The organism is Phenylobacterium sp. (assembly GCF_030697925.1).
Lineage (GTDB): Bacteria > Pseudomonadota > Alphaproteobacteria > Caulobacterales > Caulobacteraceae > Phenylobacterium.
Window position 1 is genome coordinate 1 of the sequence record NZ_JAUYOJ010000124.1, and the last position, 18,161, is coordinate 18,161.

Here is an 18,161-nt window from a genome sequence, read left to right on the forward strand (position 1 = left end):
GGTCATGGACCATGTGGAGAAGTCCGGCGCGCCCAAGCTGCTCAAGGCCTGCACCCTGCCGCTGACCGGGGCTGGCGTGGTCGATCTGCTGATCACCGATCTGGGCGTGTTCGACATCAGCCGCGGCAAGTCGCCCCTGACACTCACGGCCCTGGCCGACGGCGTCACCCTCGACGAGGTCAAGGCCAAGACCGAAGCCGCTTTCGCCGTCGCGCTGTAGGCGACGCCGTTCTTACCCACGTGTCATCCCGGAACCCGCGCAGCGGCTATCCGGGACCCATAGACACCTGATCGCCCGGGCCATGGCGCGGCCGCTCCATCTTCCGCCCACCCCGGCTGTCATCCCGGTGTTGCTTCGCAAACCGGGATGACAGCCGAGAGGGCATCCGCTTCGGCGATCTATCCGTATCTCATCGGCGAAACGGCGGTTTGCCCCGCCGGTGCTTGGTGAGATGCTCAGACCTATGAAACCGACCCTGACCGCCGCGGCCCTGGCCGCCGTCTTCGGCCTCTCGGCCGCCGCCCCGCTCAGCGCGCCCGCCTGGGCCGCCGGCCCGCTCCAGACCGCCGTCTTCGCCGGCGGCTGCTTCTGGTCCGTCGAGAAGGCCATGGAGGGCATGCCCGGCGTGACCGAGGCGGTCTCCGGCTATTCCGGCGGCGCCGTGCGCAACCCGGACTATCGGAACCACGAAGGCCATCTGGAGGCGGTGAAGGTCACCTACGACCCCGCCAAGATCAGCTATGCGCAGCTGGTGGACGGCTTCTTCCACAATATCGACCCGATCGATTCCGGCGGGCAGATTTGCGACCGCGGCCACGCCTACACCACCGCGGTGTTCGTCTCGACCGAGGCCGAACGCGCCACGGCCCTAGAGGTCAAGGCGCAGGTGGCCAAGACTCTGGGCAAATCGGTGGCGACCAAGGTGCTGCGCAAGTCGACCTTCTGGCCGGCCGAGGCCTATCACCAGGACTATGCCAAGAAGAACCCGGTCGCCTACAACCGCTACCGGATCGGCTGCGGTCGCGACCGGGCGCTCAAGGCCGTATGGGGATCGGCCTACCGCTGACCGGGTCGCGCGGGCGGGGGGCGAAGCCTTCGCCGAAGAAGAGTTCCGCCCGCCGCCGGCGTTTCTTGTCCAGCCGCACGCTGACGATCTCGCGGTCATGGACGGCCATGAAGTCACCGGCCATCTCGTCGCGATAGACCTGCTCCAGGCTGACCGCCAGGACCCGCCGGCCGACCCGCGCCGTCAGCGGGGCGGTGGTCTCGGCCTGGTTCTGCGGGTGGGCCTCGCGCAGCCACATGACCAGCGGCGGCTGGCCGGGCAGGGCGAAGAAATCCCGCCCGTAATAGGCCGCGGCGTTGAACAGGAACCGGTCGTTGACCGCGATGGCCGAGAGCTCGCCCGGCCCCTCGCGCAGGGCGCGCTCGACCATCTTCTCGGTGACCTGCTCCCAGCCCTTGGCGCGCTTGAAGGAATTGGCCAGGCCCACCTTGTCGGCGAAGGGCGGGTTGAGCACGCAGGCCAGGAACAGCACGGCGGCGACCGCCTGGAAGCCGATGGCGGCGATCAGCCAGCCGCGCGCGCGCCAGCGCACCAGCCAGGCCCCGACGAGGATCGAGGCCGCCACATAGCCGGCCCCGGACCAGTTCGCGTTGGCCCGGCTGATGAACGACTGGCCGGTGACGATCAGGAAGGGCGGGATGGCGAAACAGAGCAGCAGCAAGTCGGCCTCCGTCAGCCGCCGGCGCCAGGCCAGCAGCACCGCGCCGCCGACCAGCACCGCGAACGGAATCGGCCCGAACACCCCGAACTGCGAGACCAGGAAGTCGCCGAGCTCGGCGAAGTTGAACAGCTTGCGCCCGCCCCAGGCGGCGTTGGCGGCCGTGTGCTGGACGGTGGCGAATCCGTGGGCGGCGTTCCAGGCGACATTGGGCGCGAGCACCAGCAGGAAGGCCGCCAGGGCCGCCGCCGCGGCGCCCAGGGACCAGGCGGCGCGGGCCTGCTTGGAAAGGGCCAGGTGCAGGACGAGCGCGATCAGGACATAGACCGCCGCGTACTTGGCCAGGAAGGCCAGGCCCACCGCCGCGCCGAAGGCCAGCGCCAACAGCAGGCGCCTCCGTCCCTCCGCCCCGGCTAGGTTCACATAGGCTACGAGGGCCAGGCCGATGAAGAACAGCAGCGGCGCGTCGGTCGAGGCGATCAGCGACGAGAGCTGCACGCCGGGCATCAGCAGGTAGAGCGCCGCCCCAGCCAGGGCCGCATTCGGACCATATAGCTTCCGCCCCACCGCATAGACGCAGAGCGTGGTCCCGGCGTGGAAGAGCGGCGAGGCCAGCCGCACCCAAGCCTCGGAATCACCCCCGAGCGCCGTGGTGGTCCAGATGGTCCAGGCGACCATCGGCGGTTTGGAGAAATAGCCCCAGTCCAGGGTCCGCGACCAAAGCCAATACTGGGCCTCGTCAGGATAGAGCTCCAAGGGGGTCGCAAACAGCGCCGCCAGGCGCACGGCGGTCATGGCTGCCGTGATCAGCAGGACGGCCCGCCATTCGGCGTTGAATCCGTGGTCGGACAAAGCGTTGCGGGCCACCGAGGTCTCCTGGAGCGGCGGGAAGGTTGCGCGCGGCAGCGTGTCTGTAGAGCGACAGGCGCCACCTTTCCGAGCGAGTGTCATGTCAGGAAGCGTCACCGTAACAAATCCGTCACCCACACCGACAAATTCCGCGCTATACGACCGTTCAAGACGGGGGGGCGGGGCAGCTCTACCCCATCTCTGTGGATGAGGGGATCTCAATGAGAATGATGACCAGGCTCGCCAGCGGCGCGGCTCTGACGGCGCTCGTATGCGCCATGTCCAGCGCGGTCTACGCGCAAGAAACGACCGGCGCGATGCGCGGTCAGATCACGGACGCCAATGGCGAACTGGTCGCCGGCGCCGCGGTAAGCATCGTTCACGTGCCGTCGGGCACGCGTTCGACGACGGTGTCGGACACGAACGGCACCTATGACGCGCGCGGCCTGCGGGTCGGCGGTCCCTACGACGTCACCGTGAATTCCCCGGCCACGGGTTCGAAGACGGTGACCGGCGTCTACACCACCCTCGCCCAGACCTCTCGCCTTGACGTCAGCTTCGAGCCGGAAGTCGGCGAGTTGGTCGTGACCGGCGTCGTCGATCCGACCGCCAACAACAACGCGATCAAGACCGTGCTCGACGCGGCCGACGTGGAGTCGGTGGTGTCGGTGACCCGCGACATTCGCGATCTGGCCCGCCGCAGCGCGCTCGTCACCCAGAACTCCCGTGGCGACGGCGGCATCTCCATCGCCGGCTCCAACCCCCGCAACAACCGTGTCACCATCGACGGCGCCCAGGCGCAGGACGACTTCGGCCTCAACGTGGGCGGCCTGCCGACCCGTCGCGGTCCGATCTCGCTGGACGCGGTCGAACAGTTCACCGTCGACGCCGTGCCGATCGACGTGGAGAACGGCGACTTCTCTGGCGGCGCGCTCGACGCGGTGCTCAAGTCTGGCGGCAACAGCTTCCACGGGACCCTGTTCACCAACTACCTCAATGACGGCATGATCGGCCGCTCGATCCGCGGCGTGGATATTCCGTCGCAGGTGAGCCAGACCAACTATGGCGCCTTCCTGTCGGGCCCGATCTGGAAGGACCGCGTCTTCTTCGCCGCCTCCTACGAGTATTACGAGTCCAGCGACCTGACGACCACGGGGCCGGAGGGCGCCGGCTTCGCCAACTCTGTCCGCGGCGTCACCCAGGCCACGATCGACAACGTCGTCGGCATCTTCAACAGCAACTATGCGACCGACTTCGATCCCGGCGGCGTCCCGCGCACCAAGCCGATCCTCGACGAGAAATACACCCTCAAGCTCGACGCCAACATCACCGACCAGCACCGCCTGTCGCTGACCGCGCGCTACGCCCTGTCGGAGGTCGTGCAGCGCACCAACATCAACACCTCCACCGCCGGCCTGGACTCGCAATGGTATCTGACCGGCGAGGAAGACTACTCCTATGTTGGTGAACTGAATTCCGACTGGACGCCCAACTTCTCGACCCAGCTCCGCGTCACCTACCGCGACTACGAGCGCCGGCAGAACCCGCCCTCGGGCCAGGACTTCTCCGACGTCCAGGTCTGCCTGGCGCCGACCAGCGGCGGCTCGGCCACCACCTGCGACATTCCCGGCCAGTCCAACCCGTCGATCCTGCGCTTCGGCCCAGACGAGTTCCGTCACGCCAACGAGCTGGCGACCGACAACCTGACCATCAACTTCAAGGGCGAGTACTCGTTCGGCGACCACCTGTTCAAGGCGGGCTTCACCACCCAGAAGCAGAAGATCTTCAACATCTTCATCCCGACCCAGGACGGTCAGTACTACTTCGACTCCATCGCCGACTTCGCCGCCGGACGGGCCAACCGCCTGCGCTACACCGACGCCATCGGCGGCCGGACGACCACGGATGCCGCCGCGGCCCTGGAATATCGCCTGAACTCGGTCTTCGCCCAGGACACCCTGGACATCACGCCGGAACTGCAGATCACCGCCGGCGTTCGCTACGACTGGTACACCAACGACGACCCGCCGCCGCTGAACCCCAACTTCCTGGCGCGCAACGGGTTCTCGAACCAGACGACCTATGAGGGACGCACGGTGCTGATGCCGCGCGTTTCGTTCCGGTGGGACGCTTCGGAGCGGCTGAAGGTCTCCGGCGGTCTGGGGCTCTTCTCGGGCGGCGTGCCGGACGTTCTGGCCTCCAATCCGTACGGCGGCGGCGCGGGCTTCCTGACCTCGGGCGTTGATATCCAGCGCACGGCGACCGGCGCCTTCATCGAAACCACCAACACGCCGGGCTTCAACTCGACCATCGGCGCGACCGCGCTCAACCTGGCGCTCGCTGACGCTACGACCTTCTACAACATCCCGGGCTCGGTCAGCGCCTTCCAGGGGGGAGCCTCGGCCTCGCCCACCACCGAAGTCGCCGCCTTCATGCCGGGCTTCAAGTTCCCCTCCGACTGGAAGCTGTTCCTCAACGCCCAGTACGACCTGTGGGACGGCTGGCAGGTCGGCCTCGACGTGGTGGCCACCAAGGTCAATGACGGCCTGTATGTTCGCGACTTCCGCGCCCAGCAGCTCGTCGTGAACGGGGTCGGCCAGTTCACCCCCGACGGCCGCATCCGCTACGATGGCGTCGGCGGCTCCGCCACCCAGCGGGCCGCGGCCGGCATCACCTCCGCCAACCTGGGTTCGGCCCGGGACCTGGTGTTGGTGAACACCGACAAGGGACGTGGCCTGGTCGCCGCCGTTTCGCTGCGCAAGTCCTTCGACTTCGGCCTCGACCTGACCGGCAGCTACGCCTACCAGGACATCGACGACTTCGCGTCCTCGCTGCGCTTCAGCTCCACCCAGAGCTCCAGCTACCAGTCGCCGGCGGGCCATGATCCCAACGAGCCCGCCTACGGGACCTCGTACGAAGAGATCCAGCACAGCTTCAAGTTCCAGGCGGACTATTCCCGCAAGTTCTTCGGGGACCTGGAAACCGCGGTCAGTCTGTTCGCCGAACGTCGGACGGGGCGCAGCACCAGCTTCGTGATGGGCGACGTCGCTAGCGGGCGGAGCTCTGTCTTCGGCGTGAACCGCGGCAACAACCACCTGCTCTATGTTCCCGACATGAGCGGCAACGGCGGCGCTTCGGGCCTCGACTACGGCCTGGTGCGGTTCGCCGATACGGCGACGCGCGACAATTTCATCAAGCTGGTGAACCAGTTCGACCTGCCGCAAAACCAGATCGTGCCCAAGGGCTTCTACGAGAACGATCCGATCGATCTCGTGGACCTGCACCTCAGCCAGGAGCTGCCCTCGCTGATCAAGGGTCACAAGTTCAAGATCGTCCTCGACATCCAGAACGTCCTGAACCTGCTGAACGACGAATGGGGCATCGTCGAGGAGTACAGCGACGTGAACACCGTGGTCCGCGTCTCCTGCGCCAACTCGGCCGGCACGGCCGTGGCGACGGGCGACCCGAGCTGCCCGCGCTATCGCTATCAGAGCTTCGACGCCAACTCCCTGCGCGAGAACATCGACAACAACGGTCGCTCGCTCTGGACCATCCAGGTTGGCCTTCGCTACCAGTTCTGATCCGCCGGCCGAAGGGCTGTGACAACATGGGGCGGCCGCAGCGATGCGGCCGCCCTTTTCTTATGCCGTGCTTGACGTGCGCGCCCGCTCCGCCCATCTGCGCGCGTCCGATAGCCGTAGGAAGACCATGACCGTGCTCGTCCCCGCCGAATGGGCTCGCCACCGCGCCATGTGGCTGGGTTTCCCCAGCCATGCGGAGCTGTGGGAGGAGGACCTGCCCCAGGCCCAGGCCGAGGTGGCCGCCTTGGCCCGCGCCCTGGCCGGTCCCGGCGCCGAGCGCGTGCGCCTGATGACCGGTTCGCCGGCCGGCGAGGCCGAGGCCCGCCGCCTGCTGGGCGATGTAGCGGGCGTCGAGATCGTGCCGGGACGGTTCGGCGATATCTGGCTGCGCGACACCGGCCCGATCTTCGCCAAGGGGCCGGACGGCGACACCGCCCGCGGCTTTCGCTTCAACGGCTGGGGCGGCAGCTACGAGCTGGAGCACGACGACGAGGTGGCCGGCCAGATCGCCGTGGCCTCCGGCGTTCCGCTCACGGAGCACGACTTCATCCTGGAGGGCGGCGCCGTCGACCACGACGGGATCGGCACGGTGCTGACCACCGGCCAGTGCGTGCTCAATCCCAACCGCAATCCCGGCTGGACGCAAGCCGCCGCCGAGACCGCCTTCGCCCAGGCGCTGGGCGCGCGCAAGGTGCTGTGGCTGGGCGAGGGCCTGGCCAACGACCATACCGACGGCCATGTGGACAACCTGGCGCGCTTCGTCGCGCCGGGGGTGGTGGTCTGCCCCGTGGCCTTCGGCCGGGGCGACGTGAACGGCGAGGCCTATGACGACGCCGCGCGCCGCCTGGCCAGCATGACCGATGCTGACGGCCGCCCGCTGCAGGTGGTCCGCATACCTTCGCCCGGCTGGATCGAGAGCCACGAGGGCGGGGCGGCCCCGGCCAGCCACATGAACTTCATCATCGCCAACGGGGCGGTGGTCATGCCCACCTACAAGCCGGGCCGCGCGGCGGAGTTCGCCCTGGAGGCCCTGAAGAGCGTGTTTCCCGATCGCGAGGTCATCGGCCTGCCGTCCAACGCCATCCTGACCGGCGGCGGATCGTTCCACTGCATCACCCAGCAGGAGCCCGCCTGATGGCCCGCACGATCAATGTCGCCGCGATCCAGACCGCCTACGGGACGGACCTCGCCGCCAATATCGCCAAGACCCAGGACTTCATCCGCCAGGCCGCGGCGAACGGCGCCCAGGTGATCTTGCCGTCCGAGCTGTTCCAGGGCCCCTATTTCTGCGTGGCCCAGGAGGAGCGCTGGTTCGCGGAGGCACATCCGTGGCGGGAGCATCCCTGCGTCACCGCGCTGGCGCCGCTCGCCGCCGAGCTGGGGGTGGTGCTGCCGATCTCGATCTTCGAGCGCGAGGGGCCGCACTATTTCAACAGCCTCGTCATGGTCGACGCCGACGGCTCGCTGATGGGCGTCTACCGCAAGAGCCATATCCCCGACGGCCCGGGCTATATGGAGAAGTACTATTTCCGGCCGGGCGACACCGGCTTCAAGGTCTGGGACACCCGTTTCGGGCGCCTGGGCGTCGGCATCTGCTGGGACCAGTGGTACCCGGAAGCGGCGCGGGCCATGGCGCTCATGGGCGCCGAGGTGCTGTTCTATCCCACCGCCATCGGCTCGGAGCCGCACGACGCCACCCTGGACACCGCCGCCCCCTGGCGGCGCGCCATGCAGGGCCACGCGGTCTCCAACGTCATCCCGGTGGTGGGCGCCAACCGCATCGGCTTCGAGCCCTGGGACGACTATCCGGGCGGCGGCCAAGCCTTCTATGGCAGCTCCTTCATCGCCGACCATCGCGGCGACCTGGTCTCGGCCCTGGGGCGCGACGACGAGGGCCTGGTCCAGGCCAGCTTCGACCTCGACTTCCTGGCCGCCCACCGCGCCGCCTGGGGCTTCTTCCGCGACCGCCGCACGGACCTCTACGGCGCGTTGACGGCGCCGCGTCCGGCCTGATCAAATCGGGGCATGCTTGAAACGCCCCGCCTCATCCTGCGCCGCTTCCGCGAGGTGGACCGCGACGCCTTCGCCGCCATGAACGGCGACCCACGGGTGGGCGAGTGGCTGGGCGGGACCAGCGACCGGGCGGCCAGCGACGCCACTCTGGACCGCATCAACGCCCATATCGACGAACATGGATGGGGCCTCTGGGCGGCCGAGCGCAAGGCCGACGGACGGCTGGTGGGCATGATCGGGCTTTCCACGGTCAAGGCGGACGCCCTGCCGGTCGGCCCGGCCGTCGAGATGGGCTGGCGGCTGATCCCCGACGCCTGGGGCGGGGGCCTCGCCACCGAAGGCGCAAGGGCTGCCCTCGACTGGGGCCTCGCCCATATCGACGTCGCCGAGATCATCGCCTTCACCGCGGCGACCAACCTCAGGTCCCAGGCGGTGATGGCGCGGATCGGCATGGTCGCCGATCCCGCCCGCGACTTCGACCACCCAAGGCTGGCGGAGGACCACCCCCTGCGCCGCCACGTGGTCTACGTGGCGCGGCGATGAGGCTGGAGACCGAGCGCCTGATGCTGCGCCGCTGGGACGGGCCCGGGGACCGCGACGCCTTCGCCGCCATCTGCGCCGACACCGAGGTGATGGAGTGGCTGGGCGGGACACTCACCCGCGCCGAGGCCGACGCCCGTGTCGACCGCGTCGAGGCGAGCTGGGAGGCCAATGGCCACGGCCGTTTCCTGGTGGAGCGCAAGGCTGACGGCGCCTTCCTGGGCTGGAGCGGGATCATGCCGGCCTTCCACACCCTGCCGATCGCCGGGGTCCCGGAGATGGGCTGGCGGCTGGTCCGTCACGCCTGGGGCGAGGGCTACGCCACCGAAGCCGCCGCCGCCGCCATCGCCGACGGCTTCAGCCGGCTGGGCTTTCCCGAGATCTGGGCCTTCACCAATCCGGGCAACCTCCGGTCCCAGGCGGTGATGCGGCGGCTGGGCATGACCCGGCGCCCCGACCTGGACTTCGACTATCCCGACCAGCCCGAGGGCGGGCCGCTGCGCCATTCGATGGTCTACGTGGCCCAGAAGCCTTAGACGCCGCAGTCCTGCGGTGCGGTCTTGGCGCGGGCGATCTCGGCGCGGGCCCTGCGCAGGTCGGCCTGGAAGGCCGGGTCGCCGTGCAGGGTCGCCACCATGGCCGAGCTCAGGGTCCGGCCGGCCTCGATGTCGCTGGGATAGTGCACGCCGCAGATGGCGCGGCTGTCGCCCACCGACTTGCCGACCGCCAGCAGGCCGTCGGTCTTGGCGGGCATGAGCTCGGCCAGGATCAGCGCCCAGGCCCAGCCGGTCATCGCGTGGCCGGAGGGATAGCCGGCGTTGGTCTTCATCCAGTCTTCGCGCGGCACGCAGACCGCCCGGTCGTCGCCGACCATCGGGCGCAGACGGTTGTAGTGGTCCTTGGCCGGCTTGCTGACGGTGCGGACGTCCAGCTCGACCCGCTCCAGCACCCGCAGGGTGGCCGGGGTATGCTTGGCGTCCAGGACAACGCCCATCTTGCAGGCGTACTGCTTCAGTGCTCCGCCGCCCCATAGGTCGTTGTCGACGATGGCCTGCTTCCAGCGAGGGCTGCCCTCCAGGGACCGGGTCTCCAGATAACGCGCACGATCGGCCTGGCCGCGCAGGCTGTCGGGGGCCGGCGGCGGGCCCAGCAGGGCGGCGCCGTCGATGGCCCCAGCGGCGAGATAGCCGGTGAGGTTGGTCGGGAGGGGATGGGAGACCAGGCTCTCGCCCACCGGCGCGACGGCGGCCGGCGTGGGCGCAGGCGTCAGGCTGGAACAGGCGGCGAGGGCGACCGCCAGGGTCGCGCCGGCGAGGATCGTGGGTGTGCGGAACATGGATTCTCTCTAGAACGGCTCCCGGAAATTGGGAACGGCTCTTCCTCCCACGTGACCAACGGGAACGGGGGAGGGGGACCAGCGAAGCTGGTGGAGGGGGCGGCCTCACGCGCCGCGCCCGGTCCCGCCCCCTCCACCACCCTGCGGGCGGTCCCCCTCCCCCATCAATGGGGGAGGAAAAGGTCAGCGCAGGACGGTCAGGCCGTTCTTGATCACCGTGGCGCCGCGTTCCTTCACGCGGGCCTCGAAGGAAATGTTCTTGCCATCCTTCCAGAGGTCGACGGTGATGGTGTCGCCCGGGAAGACCGGGGCCGAGAACCGCGCCTGGTGGCTGAGGATCTGGTCGGGGTCGAAGTCGGTGATCGCCTGCAGCACGGCGCGGCAGGTGATGCCGTAGGTGCACAGACCGTGCAGGATCGGCCGCGGGAAGCCCGCCCGCTTGGCGACGTCCGGATCGGAGTGCAGCGGGTTACGGTCGCCGTTCAGGCGGTAGAGCAGGGCCTGGTCCTCGCGGGTGGTGAAGTCCACCGACAGGTCCGGCGCGCGGGTCGGCACCGTGTGCGGCTCGGGCGCGCCCTCCGAGGGGCCGCCGAAGCCGCCGTCGCCGCGCGCGAAGGTGGAGCCGGTCAGGGTGGCGACCTTCTCGCCCTTGTCATCGGTCCAGACGGTCTCGTTGTAGATCACCGCGCCCTTGCCCTCGCCCTTGTCGTAGGCGCCGACGGTGCGCCCCTGGGCGGTGTAGGTCCCGCTGGCGGAAAGCGGCTTGTGCAGCTCCACCTTCTGCTCGCCGTGGACGACCATGAGGAAATTGATCTGGCTGGGACGATGGCCGGCGGGCATCTCCGGCGCCGGGCCCGCCGCGCCGCGCAGGCTCGAGGCCAGCACCGTGGCCGCTGTCGGGATGACCTTGAGGTTCTTCTCATAGACGAAGCCGAGCTCCGTCTCGTTCATGGGGTCCTGGCCCAGGCCGACGCCCAGCGCGTACAGCATCACGTCCTTGTCGCCGTAGCTGAAGGTCCGCGGGGCGGTCTTCTGGTCGAGAATGTCGGGATAAAAAATCGCCATGAAAATATATCCTCCGGTATGTCGCCTTGGCGGCGTTTCGATATGCGGCGGATTGAAGCCGTTCGGCCCCGCGGAGGCAAGCAGCGCGCGAGCCCATTTGCCGCCCCGTCATGCATCGGGTAGAAGCGGCGACCTTGTCGGAACGGGCCCTCGAACGGTTCGCCGACGTTCCAACTTCAATCGCCCAGGATCATCTCAGCAATGGCGACCACCCAAACCGGCTCGGGCCAGATTTCCGGCAATGTGCTGTTCTACTCCAAGCCGGAGCCGCTCTCCGTCGACCTGCACAAGAGCCTCGGTGTCAAGCGCATGGACGGGCCCTTCAAGTTCGCCCGCGAAGGCCACGCCGTTCCGATCACCGTCACCGAGTTCAGCCTGGGCGCGGTCTGCGGTCCGATCATCTTCGTCGGCGACGAGAAGATCCCGCTCCAGGTCATGGGCCTGAACCCGGGGACCAACATGTTCCTGCAGGACGACGGCATGTTCGAGCCCGGCGTCTACATCCCGGCCTATATCCGCCGCTACCCGTTCGTGTTCGCCAATGACAGCGCCGCCGGCCAGATGATCCTCTGCATCGACCGCGCCGCCGAGTTCATCGTCGAGGGCGGCGACATGGCCTTCTTCGACGACAAGGGCCAGCCCAGCGAATACACCCAGGGCTGCATCCAGTTCTGCAACGACTATGAGGCCGAGCGTCAGCGCACGGCGAGCTTCGTCCAGATCCTCAAGGACCTGGACCTGTTCGAGCTGAAGACCGCCAACTTCACCCCGACCAATCCGGACGGCACCGCCGGCGAACCCCAGAAGGTCGCCGAGTATTTCGGCGTCTCGGAGACCAAGCTCAACGCCCTGCCGGCCGAGAAATTCATCGAGCTGCGCGACAACGGCGCGCTGGGCCAGATCTACTGCCACCTGAACTCGCTGGTCGGCTGGGACCGCCTGATCGCGCTGGCCACCGCCCGCCTCAACGCCCAGCCCCAGGCCGCCAACGCCTAAAGCCTCAGGCGAACCGACAATCGGGACGGCGGGCCGCGAGGCCCGCCGTTTCTGTTTGCTCTACCGCGAGAACACGCTGCGGGTCAGGCACGAGAAGACCAGGCGGCCGGCCTCGTCCAGCAAGTCGTGCTGGGCGATGACGATGCCCTTGCCGTCGCCGACCGGATCCTTGCCCATCACCGTCATGCGGCCGCGCAGCAGTTCGCCGGCCGGCGGATTGCGCGCCCAGCGCAGGGCGTCGACCCCCAGGCGCTTGGTCTGCGGCCACTCCATGGCCGAGGCGGAGTCCAGCCGGCACCAGATCGCATAGACCATGGCGTCGGGCGCGCCGCGCTCGGCGGGCCAGCCCGGCGCGAAGGCGGCGATGAAGGCGTCCAAGGCGCCGGCGTCGACCGGGATCTCGCCCAGCGACACCACCTGACCCATCTCGATATCGTCGAATGACGCGGGCATGGCCTGACACTCCGGATAAACGCTGATTCGCCGATGATGGCGGGTGGACGCGACAAGTCGAGTGTGGCCGCGCAACACTTGGCCGCAAGCATAGGCCGCCCCATCCTGATGTCTAAGATAGGGATGGCGATGGCGAATGTCCTGGCGACCGAACGGCTGCTCCTAAGGCCCTTCACGGCCGAGGACCTGGAGCACCTGGTCGAGCTCGACGCCGATCCCGAGGTCATGATCTTCCTGACCGGCGGCAAGCCCACGCCGCGGGAGGTCTATGCGGGGAACTTGCCGCATATGATGGCCGGGCGCGGGCGCCTGGACTGCTGGGTCTGGGCGGCGATCGAGAAGGCGAGCGGCGACTTCGTCGGCTGGTTCTCACTACGGCCCGATCCGGCGCGCGGGCCGGACGAGGCGGAGCTGGGCTACCGGCTGCGCCGCGCGGCCTGGGGCCAAGGCTACGCCACCGAGGGCGCGGCCCTGATGCTGGAGAAGGCGTTCGCCGAGTTCGGCCTCGAGCGGGTCTTCGCCCTGACCATGAGCGTCAACCTCGCCTCGCGCCGGGTGATGGAGAAGGTCGGCCTGACCTATGTGCGCACCTTCTTCGACGACTGGCCGGAGGTGATCGCCGGCGCCGAGCACGGCGATGTGGAATACGCCCTGACTCGAGCCGACTGGGACCGCCGGGCGCGACCCTGAGATCTTGCCCCCATGGATGAAATCGCCGTCTCCACGGCGCCGGAGGCGTGTTAGGACCCCGCCATGGCGAGCGGCTGGATGATCGGGGTGATGGTGGAGCTGGTCGGGGAGCCTGCGCCCCTGCGCCATTTCTTCGCCGTCGGCCACGAGGACCGCAACAAGGCCGAGTGGACCGCCATCGATAGGGCCATGCTGATCGGCGGCGTGGCCGGCAGCCCTGTCGGGGGACTGGAGCCGGTCCACGTGGTCAGCGAGCTCTCCGCCCAGACGGTCCGCTCCCTGGCGCTGAAGCCCGGCGAGGTCCGCCCCCTCGGCTGGAAGTGGCCAAGGCGCTGGATCACGCTGTGAGGCGCCGCCTAGCTTTGCGGATGGCCCGCGCCGGGCCATATAGCCTGCACAGCTTGTCGGGATGAGTGGATGACGCGTTTCTTCGCGAGAGTGGTGGTGGCGCTGGCCGTGCTGGCGGCCTTCCCGGCCATGGCCCAGCCGGTGGACACCGGCCACCTGATCGCCGAGCTGGTGGCCCGCGACGCCACGGTGACGCCAGGCGCGACCACCTACGTCGCCGTGCGCCAGAAGATCGACAAGGGCTGGCACACCTATTGGCGCAATTCCGGCGACAGCGGCGAGGCCACCAAGGTGGTCTGGACCCTGCCCGTCGGCTGGACCGCCGGCGACATCGTCTGGCCGGCCCCCCAGCGCCAGCCCACCGGCCCGCTGATGAACTACGGCTATCACGACGAGGTCTTGCTGCCCGTGCCGATCACGGTCCCGGCCAGCGCCAGGCCGGGCGAGACCGTGACCCTCAAGGCCGCCGCCGCCTTCCTGGTGTGCGAGGAGATCTGCGTCCCGGAGGACGCGGTCCTGAGCCTCACCCTGCCGGTGGCCGACGGCCTGGCCAAGCCTGATCCGAAGTGGGGCGCGGCGATCGCCAGGAGCCTGGCCGAGGCGCCCGCCCCGGCCGGGCTCGACGCGGCCTTCGCCAAACAGGGCGCCAATCTCACCCTGGCGATCACCGGCGCCGCTCTGAAGGACGCCGACCTGTCCGACGCCTATTTCTTCCCATTCGGCTCCACGGTCATCGATCACGCCAAGCCCCAGGCGATCGAGCGCGGTCCCGATGGCCTGACCCTGACCCTGACCCCGGGCTACGCCTTCCAGGAGGGCGCGGGACCCCAGGCGATGGCCGGCGTGCTCAGCCTGGGCGGCAAGGCCTATGAGATCGCGGCCAAGGCGGGCGCCCTGCCGGCCGGCGCCTCGGGCCTGGGCGCGCCGGCCAAGGCGTCCGGCGACGGCGCGGCGCTCGGCCTGCCGCTGGCGGCCGCCTTCGCCTTCCTGGGCGGACTGATCCTCAACCTGATGCCCTGCGTCTTCCCGATCCTGGCCATGAAGGCCGCCTCCCTGGCCGGCCACGCCCACGACCGCCGCGCGGCCCAGGCGCAGGGGATCGCCTTCCTGGCCGGCGTGCTGACGACGTTCCTGGTCCTGGCCGGCGTGCTGATCGCGGTGCGCGCCGGCGGGGCGGCGGTGGGCTGGGGCTTCCAGCTGCAGTCGCCTCCGGTGGTGGCCGGCCTGGCCCTGCTCATGCTGGCGGTGGCGCTCAATCTCTCCGGCGTGTTCGAGGTCGGGACCTCGCTGCAGGGCGCGGGCTCCGGCCTGGCCAGCCGCCAGGGCCTGGCCGGAGCCTTCTTCACCGGCGCCCTGGCGGTGGTGGTGGCCGCCCCCTGCACCGCGCCCTTCATGGCGCCCGCCCTCGGCTGGGCGCTCACCCAGAGCGCGCCGGCCGCCCTGACCATCTTCCTGGCCCTGGGCCTCGGCTTCGCAGCGCCCTTCGCGCTCGCAGCCTTCATGCCCGGCCTGCTCTCGCGCCTGCCCAAGCCTGGCCCGTGGATGGAGGGCTTCAAGAAGCTGATGGCCTTCCCAATGTACGGGACCGCCGCTTGGCTCGCCTGGGTGCTGGCGGTCCAGGCCGGCGACACCGCCCTGGCCCGGATTTTCGCCGCCGCCGTGGTGCTGGCGCTCGCCGTCTGGCTGCTGGGCGTGGCCCAGCGCCGCAGCGCCCAGGGCGGCAAGCCCCTGGTTCTGGCTGGGGTCGGCGCGATGCTGGCAATCACCGCGACCCTGGCCGCCGTCTGGCCGAACTATGCCGCGGCGCCGACCGCCACGGCCGATGCGGCGTCCGGCGCGAGCGCCTCGGTCCCCTACGAAGCCTACAACCCCGAGAAGCTCGCCGCGGCGCGGGCGACCGGCAAGCCGGTGTTCGTCAACTTCACCGCGGCTTGGTGCGTCACCTGCCAGGTCAATGAGAAGATCGCCTTCTCCACCCAGGGGGTCGCCGACGCCTTCAAGGAGACCGGCGCTGTCTATCTGAAGGCCGACTGGACCCGGAAGGACGCCGAGATCGCCGCTGAGCTCGCCAAGCATGGCCGGGCCGGCGTGCCGCTCTATCTGGTCTATGGCGCCAAGGGCGGCGACGGCGTCATCCTGCCGCAGATCCTGACCGAGGGCTTGGTCGTCCGCGCCTTGAAGGACGCCCAGGACCGCTGACCTGGAAAACGACCCTGGCGACCGCGCGCCCTAGACCTGCCCCTCCGGTGGGGTGGTGATGACCTCGACATTGTCGTTGAGCAGGTAGCCCAGGTCCTGGACGGCTTGCAGGCGGTCCTTGTCGGTGGCCGCGGTCTCCAGCGCCTTCAGTTTCAGCGGCAGGTCCTCGGCGATCCCCTTGAGAATGCACTTGAGATCGCCGTCGGTGCCCCGCTTGGCGAGCTCCAGGTGGCCCTGCATGTTCAGGGCGGCCAGCTCGGTGATTCCTTGCTTGAAGGCCGGCGTCGGCGGCGCGCTCTTGAAGGCCTCCACCGCGGTCTTGAGCGCCCCGGCTCGGGCGACGATGTCGGCGAACAGCGGCTCGCGGGCCACCGAGACGCCGGGCGGCGGCGGCGGCGGGCTGATCCCCGCGCCCGCCGGGGCCGGGGCGGCGGCGAGCCAGAGCACGGCGATGGCGGTGGCGACGTCGCAGGACATGGCGATCCCTCAAGAGCGAATGGCGAAAGACAGGGCGGGAGGCTTTTGCTACGCCCGCAGGGTAAACGCGTTGCTACCGCCGCAAGAGGGCCGAACTTAGCCGCATGCTCAAAGCCGCCTGGTCCAAGTTGGAAGCCGCCGCCCACGCCGCCCGCGACCGCCGCATCGATAGCCTGTTTTCCGCCGAGCCCGACCGGGTCGCGGCCCTGTCGCTGGAGGCCGCCGGCCTCTATCTCGATCTCTCCAAGCAGCCCTGGTCGCTGGCCGACCGGGACGTCGCCCTGGACCTCGCCCGCGCCGGCGGGATCGAGGCGGCGCGCGATCGGCATTTCGCCGGCGCCGTGGTCAATCCCTCGGAGGGCCGCGCGGCCCTGCATATGGCCCTGCGCGCGCCGGCGGGCGCCGACTTCAAGGCCGACGGCGAGCCGGTCTCGGCCGGGATCGACGCGGTCCGCGCCGCCATGCGCACCTTCGCGGGCGCGGTGAACTCAGGCGCCAAGCTCGGCGCCACCGGCCAGCGGTTCAGGTCCATCGTCCATATCGGCATCGGCGGCTCCGACTTCGGGCCGCGCCTGGTCTGGGACGCCCTGCGGCCGGTGGATCCCGCCATCGATCTGCGCTTCGTGGCCAATGTGGACCCGGCCGACATGGCCCTGGCCCTCGCCGGCTTCGATCCCGCCGAGACCCTGGTGGTGGTGGTCTCCAAGACCTTCACCACGCTCGAGACCCTCACCAATGCGCAGATCGCCCGCGCCTGGCTGCGCGACGCCCTGGGCAAGGCCGGCGATGGTCACCTGATCGCGGTCTCCGCCGCACCCAGCGAGACCGCCGCCTTCGGCGTGCCCGACGACCAGGTGTTCGGCTTCGGAGATTGGGTGGGCGGGCGCTATTCAGTCTGGTCCTCGGTGGGGCTCTCCTGCGCCATCGCGCTCGGCTGGGAGGTCTTCGAGGGCCTGCTGGACGGCGCTCACGCGATGGATCGCCATTTCCAGACCGCGCCGCTCCAGGTGAACGCCCCGGTGCTGCTGGCTCTGGCCCACATCTTCAACCGCAACGGCCTGGGCCGGCCGGTCCGCGCCGTCGTACCCTACGCGCAGCGGCTGCACCTGTTGCCCACCTTCCTGCAGCAGCTGGAGATGGAGTCGAACGGCAAGCAGGTCGACGCCCGCGGCCGGGCCGTGGCGCGCGGGACCTCGACCACGGTGTTCGGCGACGCCGGCACCAATGTGCAGCACGCCTTCTTCCAGATGATGCACCAGGGGACCGACATCATCCCCATCGACATCCTGGCCGTCCGCCAGCGCTCCGAGGGCGAGGCCGCCTCCCAGGCCAAGCTGCTGGCCAACGCCATCGCCCAGGCCGAGGCGCTGATGGTCGGCAAGCCCGAGGCCGTCGTCCGCGCGGAGCTCACGGCCCAGGGACTGTCGCGAGCCGCCATCGACGAGTTGGCTCCGCAGAAGACCTTCCATGGCGACCGCCCCTCAAGCTTCATCCTGCTGGACGCACTCACCCCTCACAGCCTCGGCGCGCTGCTGGCCCTCTACGAGCACAAGACCTTCGTCGAGGGCGTGCTCTGGGGCGTCAACTCCTTCGACCAGTGGGGGGTGGAGCTGGGCAAGAGCCTGGCCGTGGCCGTCCTCAAGGAGCTGGAAGGCGGCGCGCCGGGAGCGCACGATCCATCTACGGCGAGCCTCGTCGCCCGTCTGAAATCCTGAGCCAGGAGCGCCTCGTGCAAGACCTCAAAGGGAAGACCGCCTTCATCACCGGCGGTGCAAGCGGCCTGGGGCTGGCCATGGCCTACGCCCTGGGGGAGGCTGGCATGAACATCATGCTGGCCGACATCGAGGAGGCGCCGCTGAAGGCCGCCGTCGCCGACCTGCAGGAATGCC

18 protein-coding genes are annotated in these 18,161 nt (G+C 69.4%); 13 read left to right on the forward strand and 5 right to left on the reverse strand.

Annotation, left to right across the window (positions count from 1 at the left end; all coding sequences use genetic code 11):
- Both Q8Q88_RS11300 and msrA read left to right on the forward strand, forming a co-directional pair.
- The coding region (locus tag Q8Q88_RS11300; protein ID WP_305675287.1) for a CoA-transferase at nt 1-220 on the forward strand (220 nt) is incomplete at its 5' end.
- Nucleotides 221-464: 244 nt separating this feature from the next.
- The gene (gene msrA, locus Q8Q88_RS11305) at nt 465-1,067 is read left to right on the forward strand and encodes a peptide-methionine (S)-S-oxide reductase MsrA (RefSeq protein ID WP_371129849.1); all 603 of its coding nucleotides are present in this window, start codon (nt 465-467) and stop codon (nt 1,065-1,067) included.
- On the opposite strand, the gene Q8Q88_RS11310 is transcribed toward msrA, so the two are convergent.
- Nucleotides 1,036-2,592 carry a glycosyltransferase family 39 protein gene (locus tag Q8Q88_RS11310; protein ID WP_305675289.1) on the reverse strand — a complete coding sequence of 519 codons (1,557 nt, stop codon included), beginning with the start codon at nt 2,590-2,592 and terminating at the stop codon, nt 1,036-1,038. The two genes, msrA and Q8Q88_RS11310, sit on opposite strands and share 32 nt — an antisense overlap.
- 203 nt (nt 2,593-2,795) lie before the next feature.
- Here Q8Q88_RS11310 and Q8Q88_RS11315 point away from each other — a divergent pair, with 203 nt between their 5' ends.
- From Q8Q88_RS11315 to Q8Q88_RS11335, 5 genes are all read left to right on the forward strand, one after another.
- Complete coding sequence (locus Q8Q88_RS11315; RefSeq protein ID WP_305675290.1) at nt 2,796-6,155, forward strand: TonB-dependent receptor domain-containing protein; 3,360 nt, start codon at nt 2,796-2,798, stop codon at nt 6,153-6,155.
- 127 nt (nt 6,156-6,282) lie between these two features.
- Nucleotides 6,283-7,290: an agmatine deiminase family protein gene (locus Q8Q88_RS11320; RefSeq protein WP_305675291.1), complete on the forward strand. Its 1,008-nt coding sequence runs from the start codon at nt 6,283-6,285 to the stop codon at nt 7,288-7,290.
- Nucleotides 7,290-8,168, forward strand: a complete 879-nt coding sequence (aguB, locus tag Q8Q88_RS11325; protein ID WP_305675292.1) for an N-carbamoylputrescine amidase — start codon at nt 7,290-7,292, stop codon at nt 8,166-8,168. The genes Q8Q88_RS11320 and aguB overlap by 1 nt, the downstream gene beginning before the upstream one ends.
- A gap of 12 nt (nt 8,169-8,180) precedes the next feature.
- Nucleotides 8,181-8,711 carry a GNAT family N-acetyltransferase gene (locus Q8Q88_RS11330; protein WP_305675293.1) on the forward strand — a complete coding sequence of 177 codons (531 nt, stop codon included), beginning with the start codon at nt 8,181-8,183 and terminating at the stop codon, nt 8,709-8,711.
- The gene (locus Q8Q88_RS11335) at nt 8,708-9,244 is read left to right on the forward strand and encodes a GNAT family N-acetyltransferase (protein ID WP_305675294.1); all 537 of its coding nucleotides are present in this window, start codon (nt 8,708-8,710) and stop codon (nt 9,242-9,244) included. The genes Q8Q88_RS11330 and Q8Q88_RS11335 overlap by 4 nt, the downstream gene beginning before the upstream one ends.
- Here the strand turns inward: Q8Q88_RS11335 and Q8Q88_RS11340 are convergent.
- A complete protein-coding gene (locus Q8Q88_RS11340; protein ID WP_305675295.1) occupies nt 9,241-10,044 on the reverse strand; it encodes a phosphatase PAP2 family protein in 804 nt (267 codons plus the stop codon). The genes Q8Q88_RS11335 and Q8Q88_RS11340 overlap by 4 nt on opposite strands.
- A 183-nt stretch (nt 10,045-10,227) precedes the next feature.
- A complete protein-coding gene (locus tag Q8Q88_RS11345) occupies nt 10,228-11,109 on the reverse strand; it encodes a MaoC/PaaZ C-terminal domain-containing protein (RefSeq protein ID WP_305675296.1) in 882 nt (293 codons plus the stop codon).
- 201 nt (nt 11,110-11,310) lie between these two features.
- On the opposite strand from Q8Q88_RS11345, the gene Q8Q88_RS11350 reads away from it, so the two are divergent.
- Complete coding sequence (locus tag Q8Q88_RS11350) at nt 11,311-12,105, forward strand: SapC family protein (RefSeq protein WP_305675297.1); 795 nt, start codon at nt 11,311-11,313, stop codon at nt 12,103-12,105.
- 60 nt (nt 12,106-12,165) lie between these two features.
- Here the strand turns inward: Q8Q88_RS11350 and Q8Q88_RS11355 are convergent, their stop codons facing one another.
- A complete protein-coding gene (locus Q8Q88_RS11355) occupies nt 12,166-12,558 on the reverse strand; it encodes an acyl dehydratase (protein ID WP_305675298.1) in 393 nt (130 codons plus the stop codon).
- Nucleotides 12,559-12,687: 129 nt separating this feature from the next.
- Between Q8Q88_RS11355 and Q8Q88_RS11360 the strand changes: the two genes are divergently transcribed.
- The 3 genes from Q8Q88_RS11360 to Q8Q88_RS11370 all read left to right on the forward strand — a co-directional run bounded on the left by Q8Q88_RS11360 (nt 12,688) and on the right by Q8Q88_RS11370 (nt 15,795).
- On the forward strand, nt 12,688-13,248 hold the full coding sequence (locus Q8Q88_RS11360; protein ID WP_305675299.1) for a GNAT family N-acetyltransferase: 561 nt from the start codon (nt 12,688-12,690) through the stop codon (nt 13,246-13,248).
- A gap of 63 nt (nt 13,249-13,311) precedes the next feature.
- Entirely contained in the window at nt 13,312-13,596 is a 285-nt protein-coding gene (locus tag Q8Q88_RS11365; RefSeq protein ID WP_305675300.1) for a hypothetical protein, read from the forward strand.
- A 69-nt stretch (nt 13,597-13,665) separates the two neighbouring features.
- Complete coding sequence (locus tag Q8Q88_RS11370) at nt 13,666-15,795, forward strand: protein-disulfide reductase DsbD (protein ID WP_305675301.1); 2,130 nt, start codon at nt 13,666-13,668, stop codon at nt 15,793-15,795.
- 30 nt (nt 15,796-15,825) lie between these two features.
- On the opposite strand, the gene Q8Q88_RS11375 is transcribed toward Q8Q88_RS11370, so the two are convergent.
- Nucleotides 15,826-16,272 carry a hypothetical protein gene (locus Q8Q88_RS11375; RefSeq protein ID WP_305675302.1) on the reverse strand — a complete coding sequence of 149 codons (447 nt, stop codon included), beginning with the start codon at nt 16,270-16,272 and terminating at the stop codon, nt 15,826-15,828.
- 104 nt (nt 16,273-16,376) lie between these two features.
- Here Q8Q88_RS11375 and pgi point away from each other — a divergent pair, with 104 nt between their 5' ends.
- Both pgi and Q8Q88_RS11385 read left to right on the forward strand, forming a co-directional pair.
- A complete protein-coding gene (gene pgi, locus Q8Q88_RS11380; RefSeq protein ID WP_305675303.1) occupies nt 16,377-17,987 on the forward strand; it encodes a glucose-6-phosphate isomerase in 1,611 nt (536 codons plus the stop codon).
- 14 nt (nt 17,988-18,001) lie between these two features.
- Nucleotides 18,002-18,161: SDR family NAD(P)-dependent oxidoreductase (locus Q8Q88_RS11385; protein ID WP_305675304.1), on the forward strand; the 160-nt coding region annotated here is incomplete at its 3' end.

Bases quoted from the DNA above. Each gene is read 5' to 3' on its own strand.
- Q8Q88_RS11340 (WP_305675295.1), bottom strand. From the start codon at position 10,044: ATGTTCCGCACACCCACGATCCTCGCCGGCGCGACCCTGGCGGTCGCC.
- Q8Q88_RS11365 (WP_305675300.1), top strand. From the start codon at position 13,312: ATGGCGAGCGGCTGGATGATCGGGGTGATGGTGGAGCTGGTCGGGGAG.
- Q8Q88_RS11335 (WP_305675294.1), top strand. From the start codon at position 8,708: ATGAGGCTGGAGACCGAGCGCCTGATGCTGCGCCGCTGGGACGGGCCC.
- Q8Q88_RS11355 (WP_305675298.1), bottom strand. From the start codon at position 12,558: ATGCCCGCGTCATTCGACGATATCGAGATGGGTCAGGTGGTGTCGCTG.
- Q8Q88_RS11330 (WP_305675293.1), top strand. From the start codon at position 8,181: ATGCTTGAAACGCCCCGCCTCATCCTGCGCCGCTTCCGCGAGGTGGAC.
- aguB (WP_305675292.1), top strand. From the start codon at position 7,290: ATGGCCCGCACGATCAATGTCGCCGCGATCCAGACCGCCTACGGGACG.
- Q8Q88_RS11370 (WP_305675301.1), top strand. From the start codon at position 13,666: ATGACGCGTTTCTTCGCGAGAGTGGTGGTGGCGCTGGCCGTGCTGGCG.
- Q8Q88_RS11315 (WP_305675290.1), top strand. From the start codon at position 2,796: ATGAGAATGATGACCAGGCTCGCCAGCGGCGCGGCTCTGACGGCGCTC.
- pgi (WP_305675303.1), top strand. From the start codon at position 16,377: ATGCTCAAAGCCGCCTGGTCCAAGTTGGAAGCCGCCGCCCACGCCGCC.
- Q8Q88_RS11350 (WP_305675297.1), top strand. From the start codon at position 11,311: ATGGCGACCACCCAAACCGGCTCGGGCCAGATTTCCGGCAATGTGCTG.
- Q8Q88_RS11375 (WP_305675302.1), bottom strand. From the start codon at position 16,272: ATGTCCTGCGACGTCGCCACCGCCATCGCCGTGCTCTGGCTCGCCGCC.
- Q8Q88_RS11360 (WP_305675299.1), top strand. From the start codon at position 12,688: ATGGCGAATGTCCTGGCGACCGAACGGCTGCTCCTAAGGCCCTTCACG.
- Q8Q88_RS11320 (WP_305675291.1), top strand. From the start codon at position 6,283: ATGACCGTGCTCGTCCCCGCCGAATGGGCTCGCCACCGCGCCATGTGG.
- msrA (WP_371129849.1), top strand. From the start codon at position 465: ATGAAACCGACCCTGACCGCCGCGGCCCTGGCCGCCGTCTTCGGCCTC.
- Q8Q88_RS11345 (WP_305675296.1), bottom strand. From the start codon at position 11,109: ATGGCGATTTTTTATCCCGACATTCTCGACCAGAAGACCGCCCCGCGG.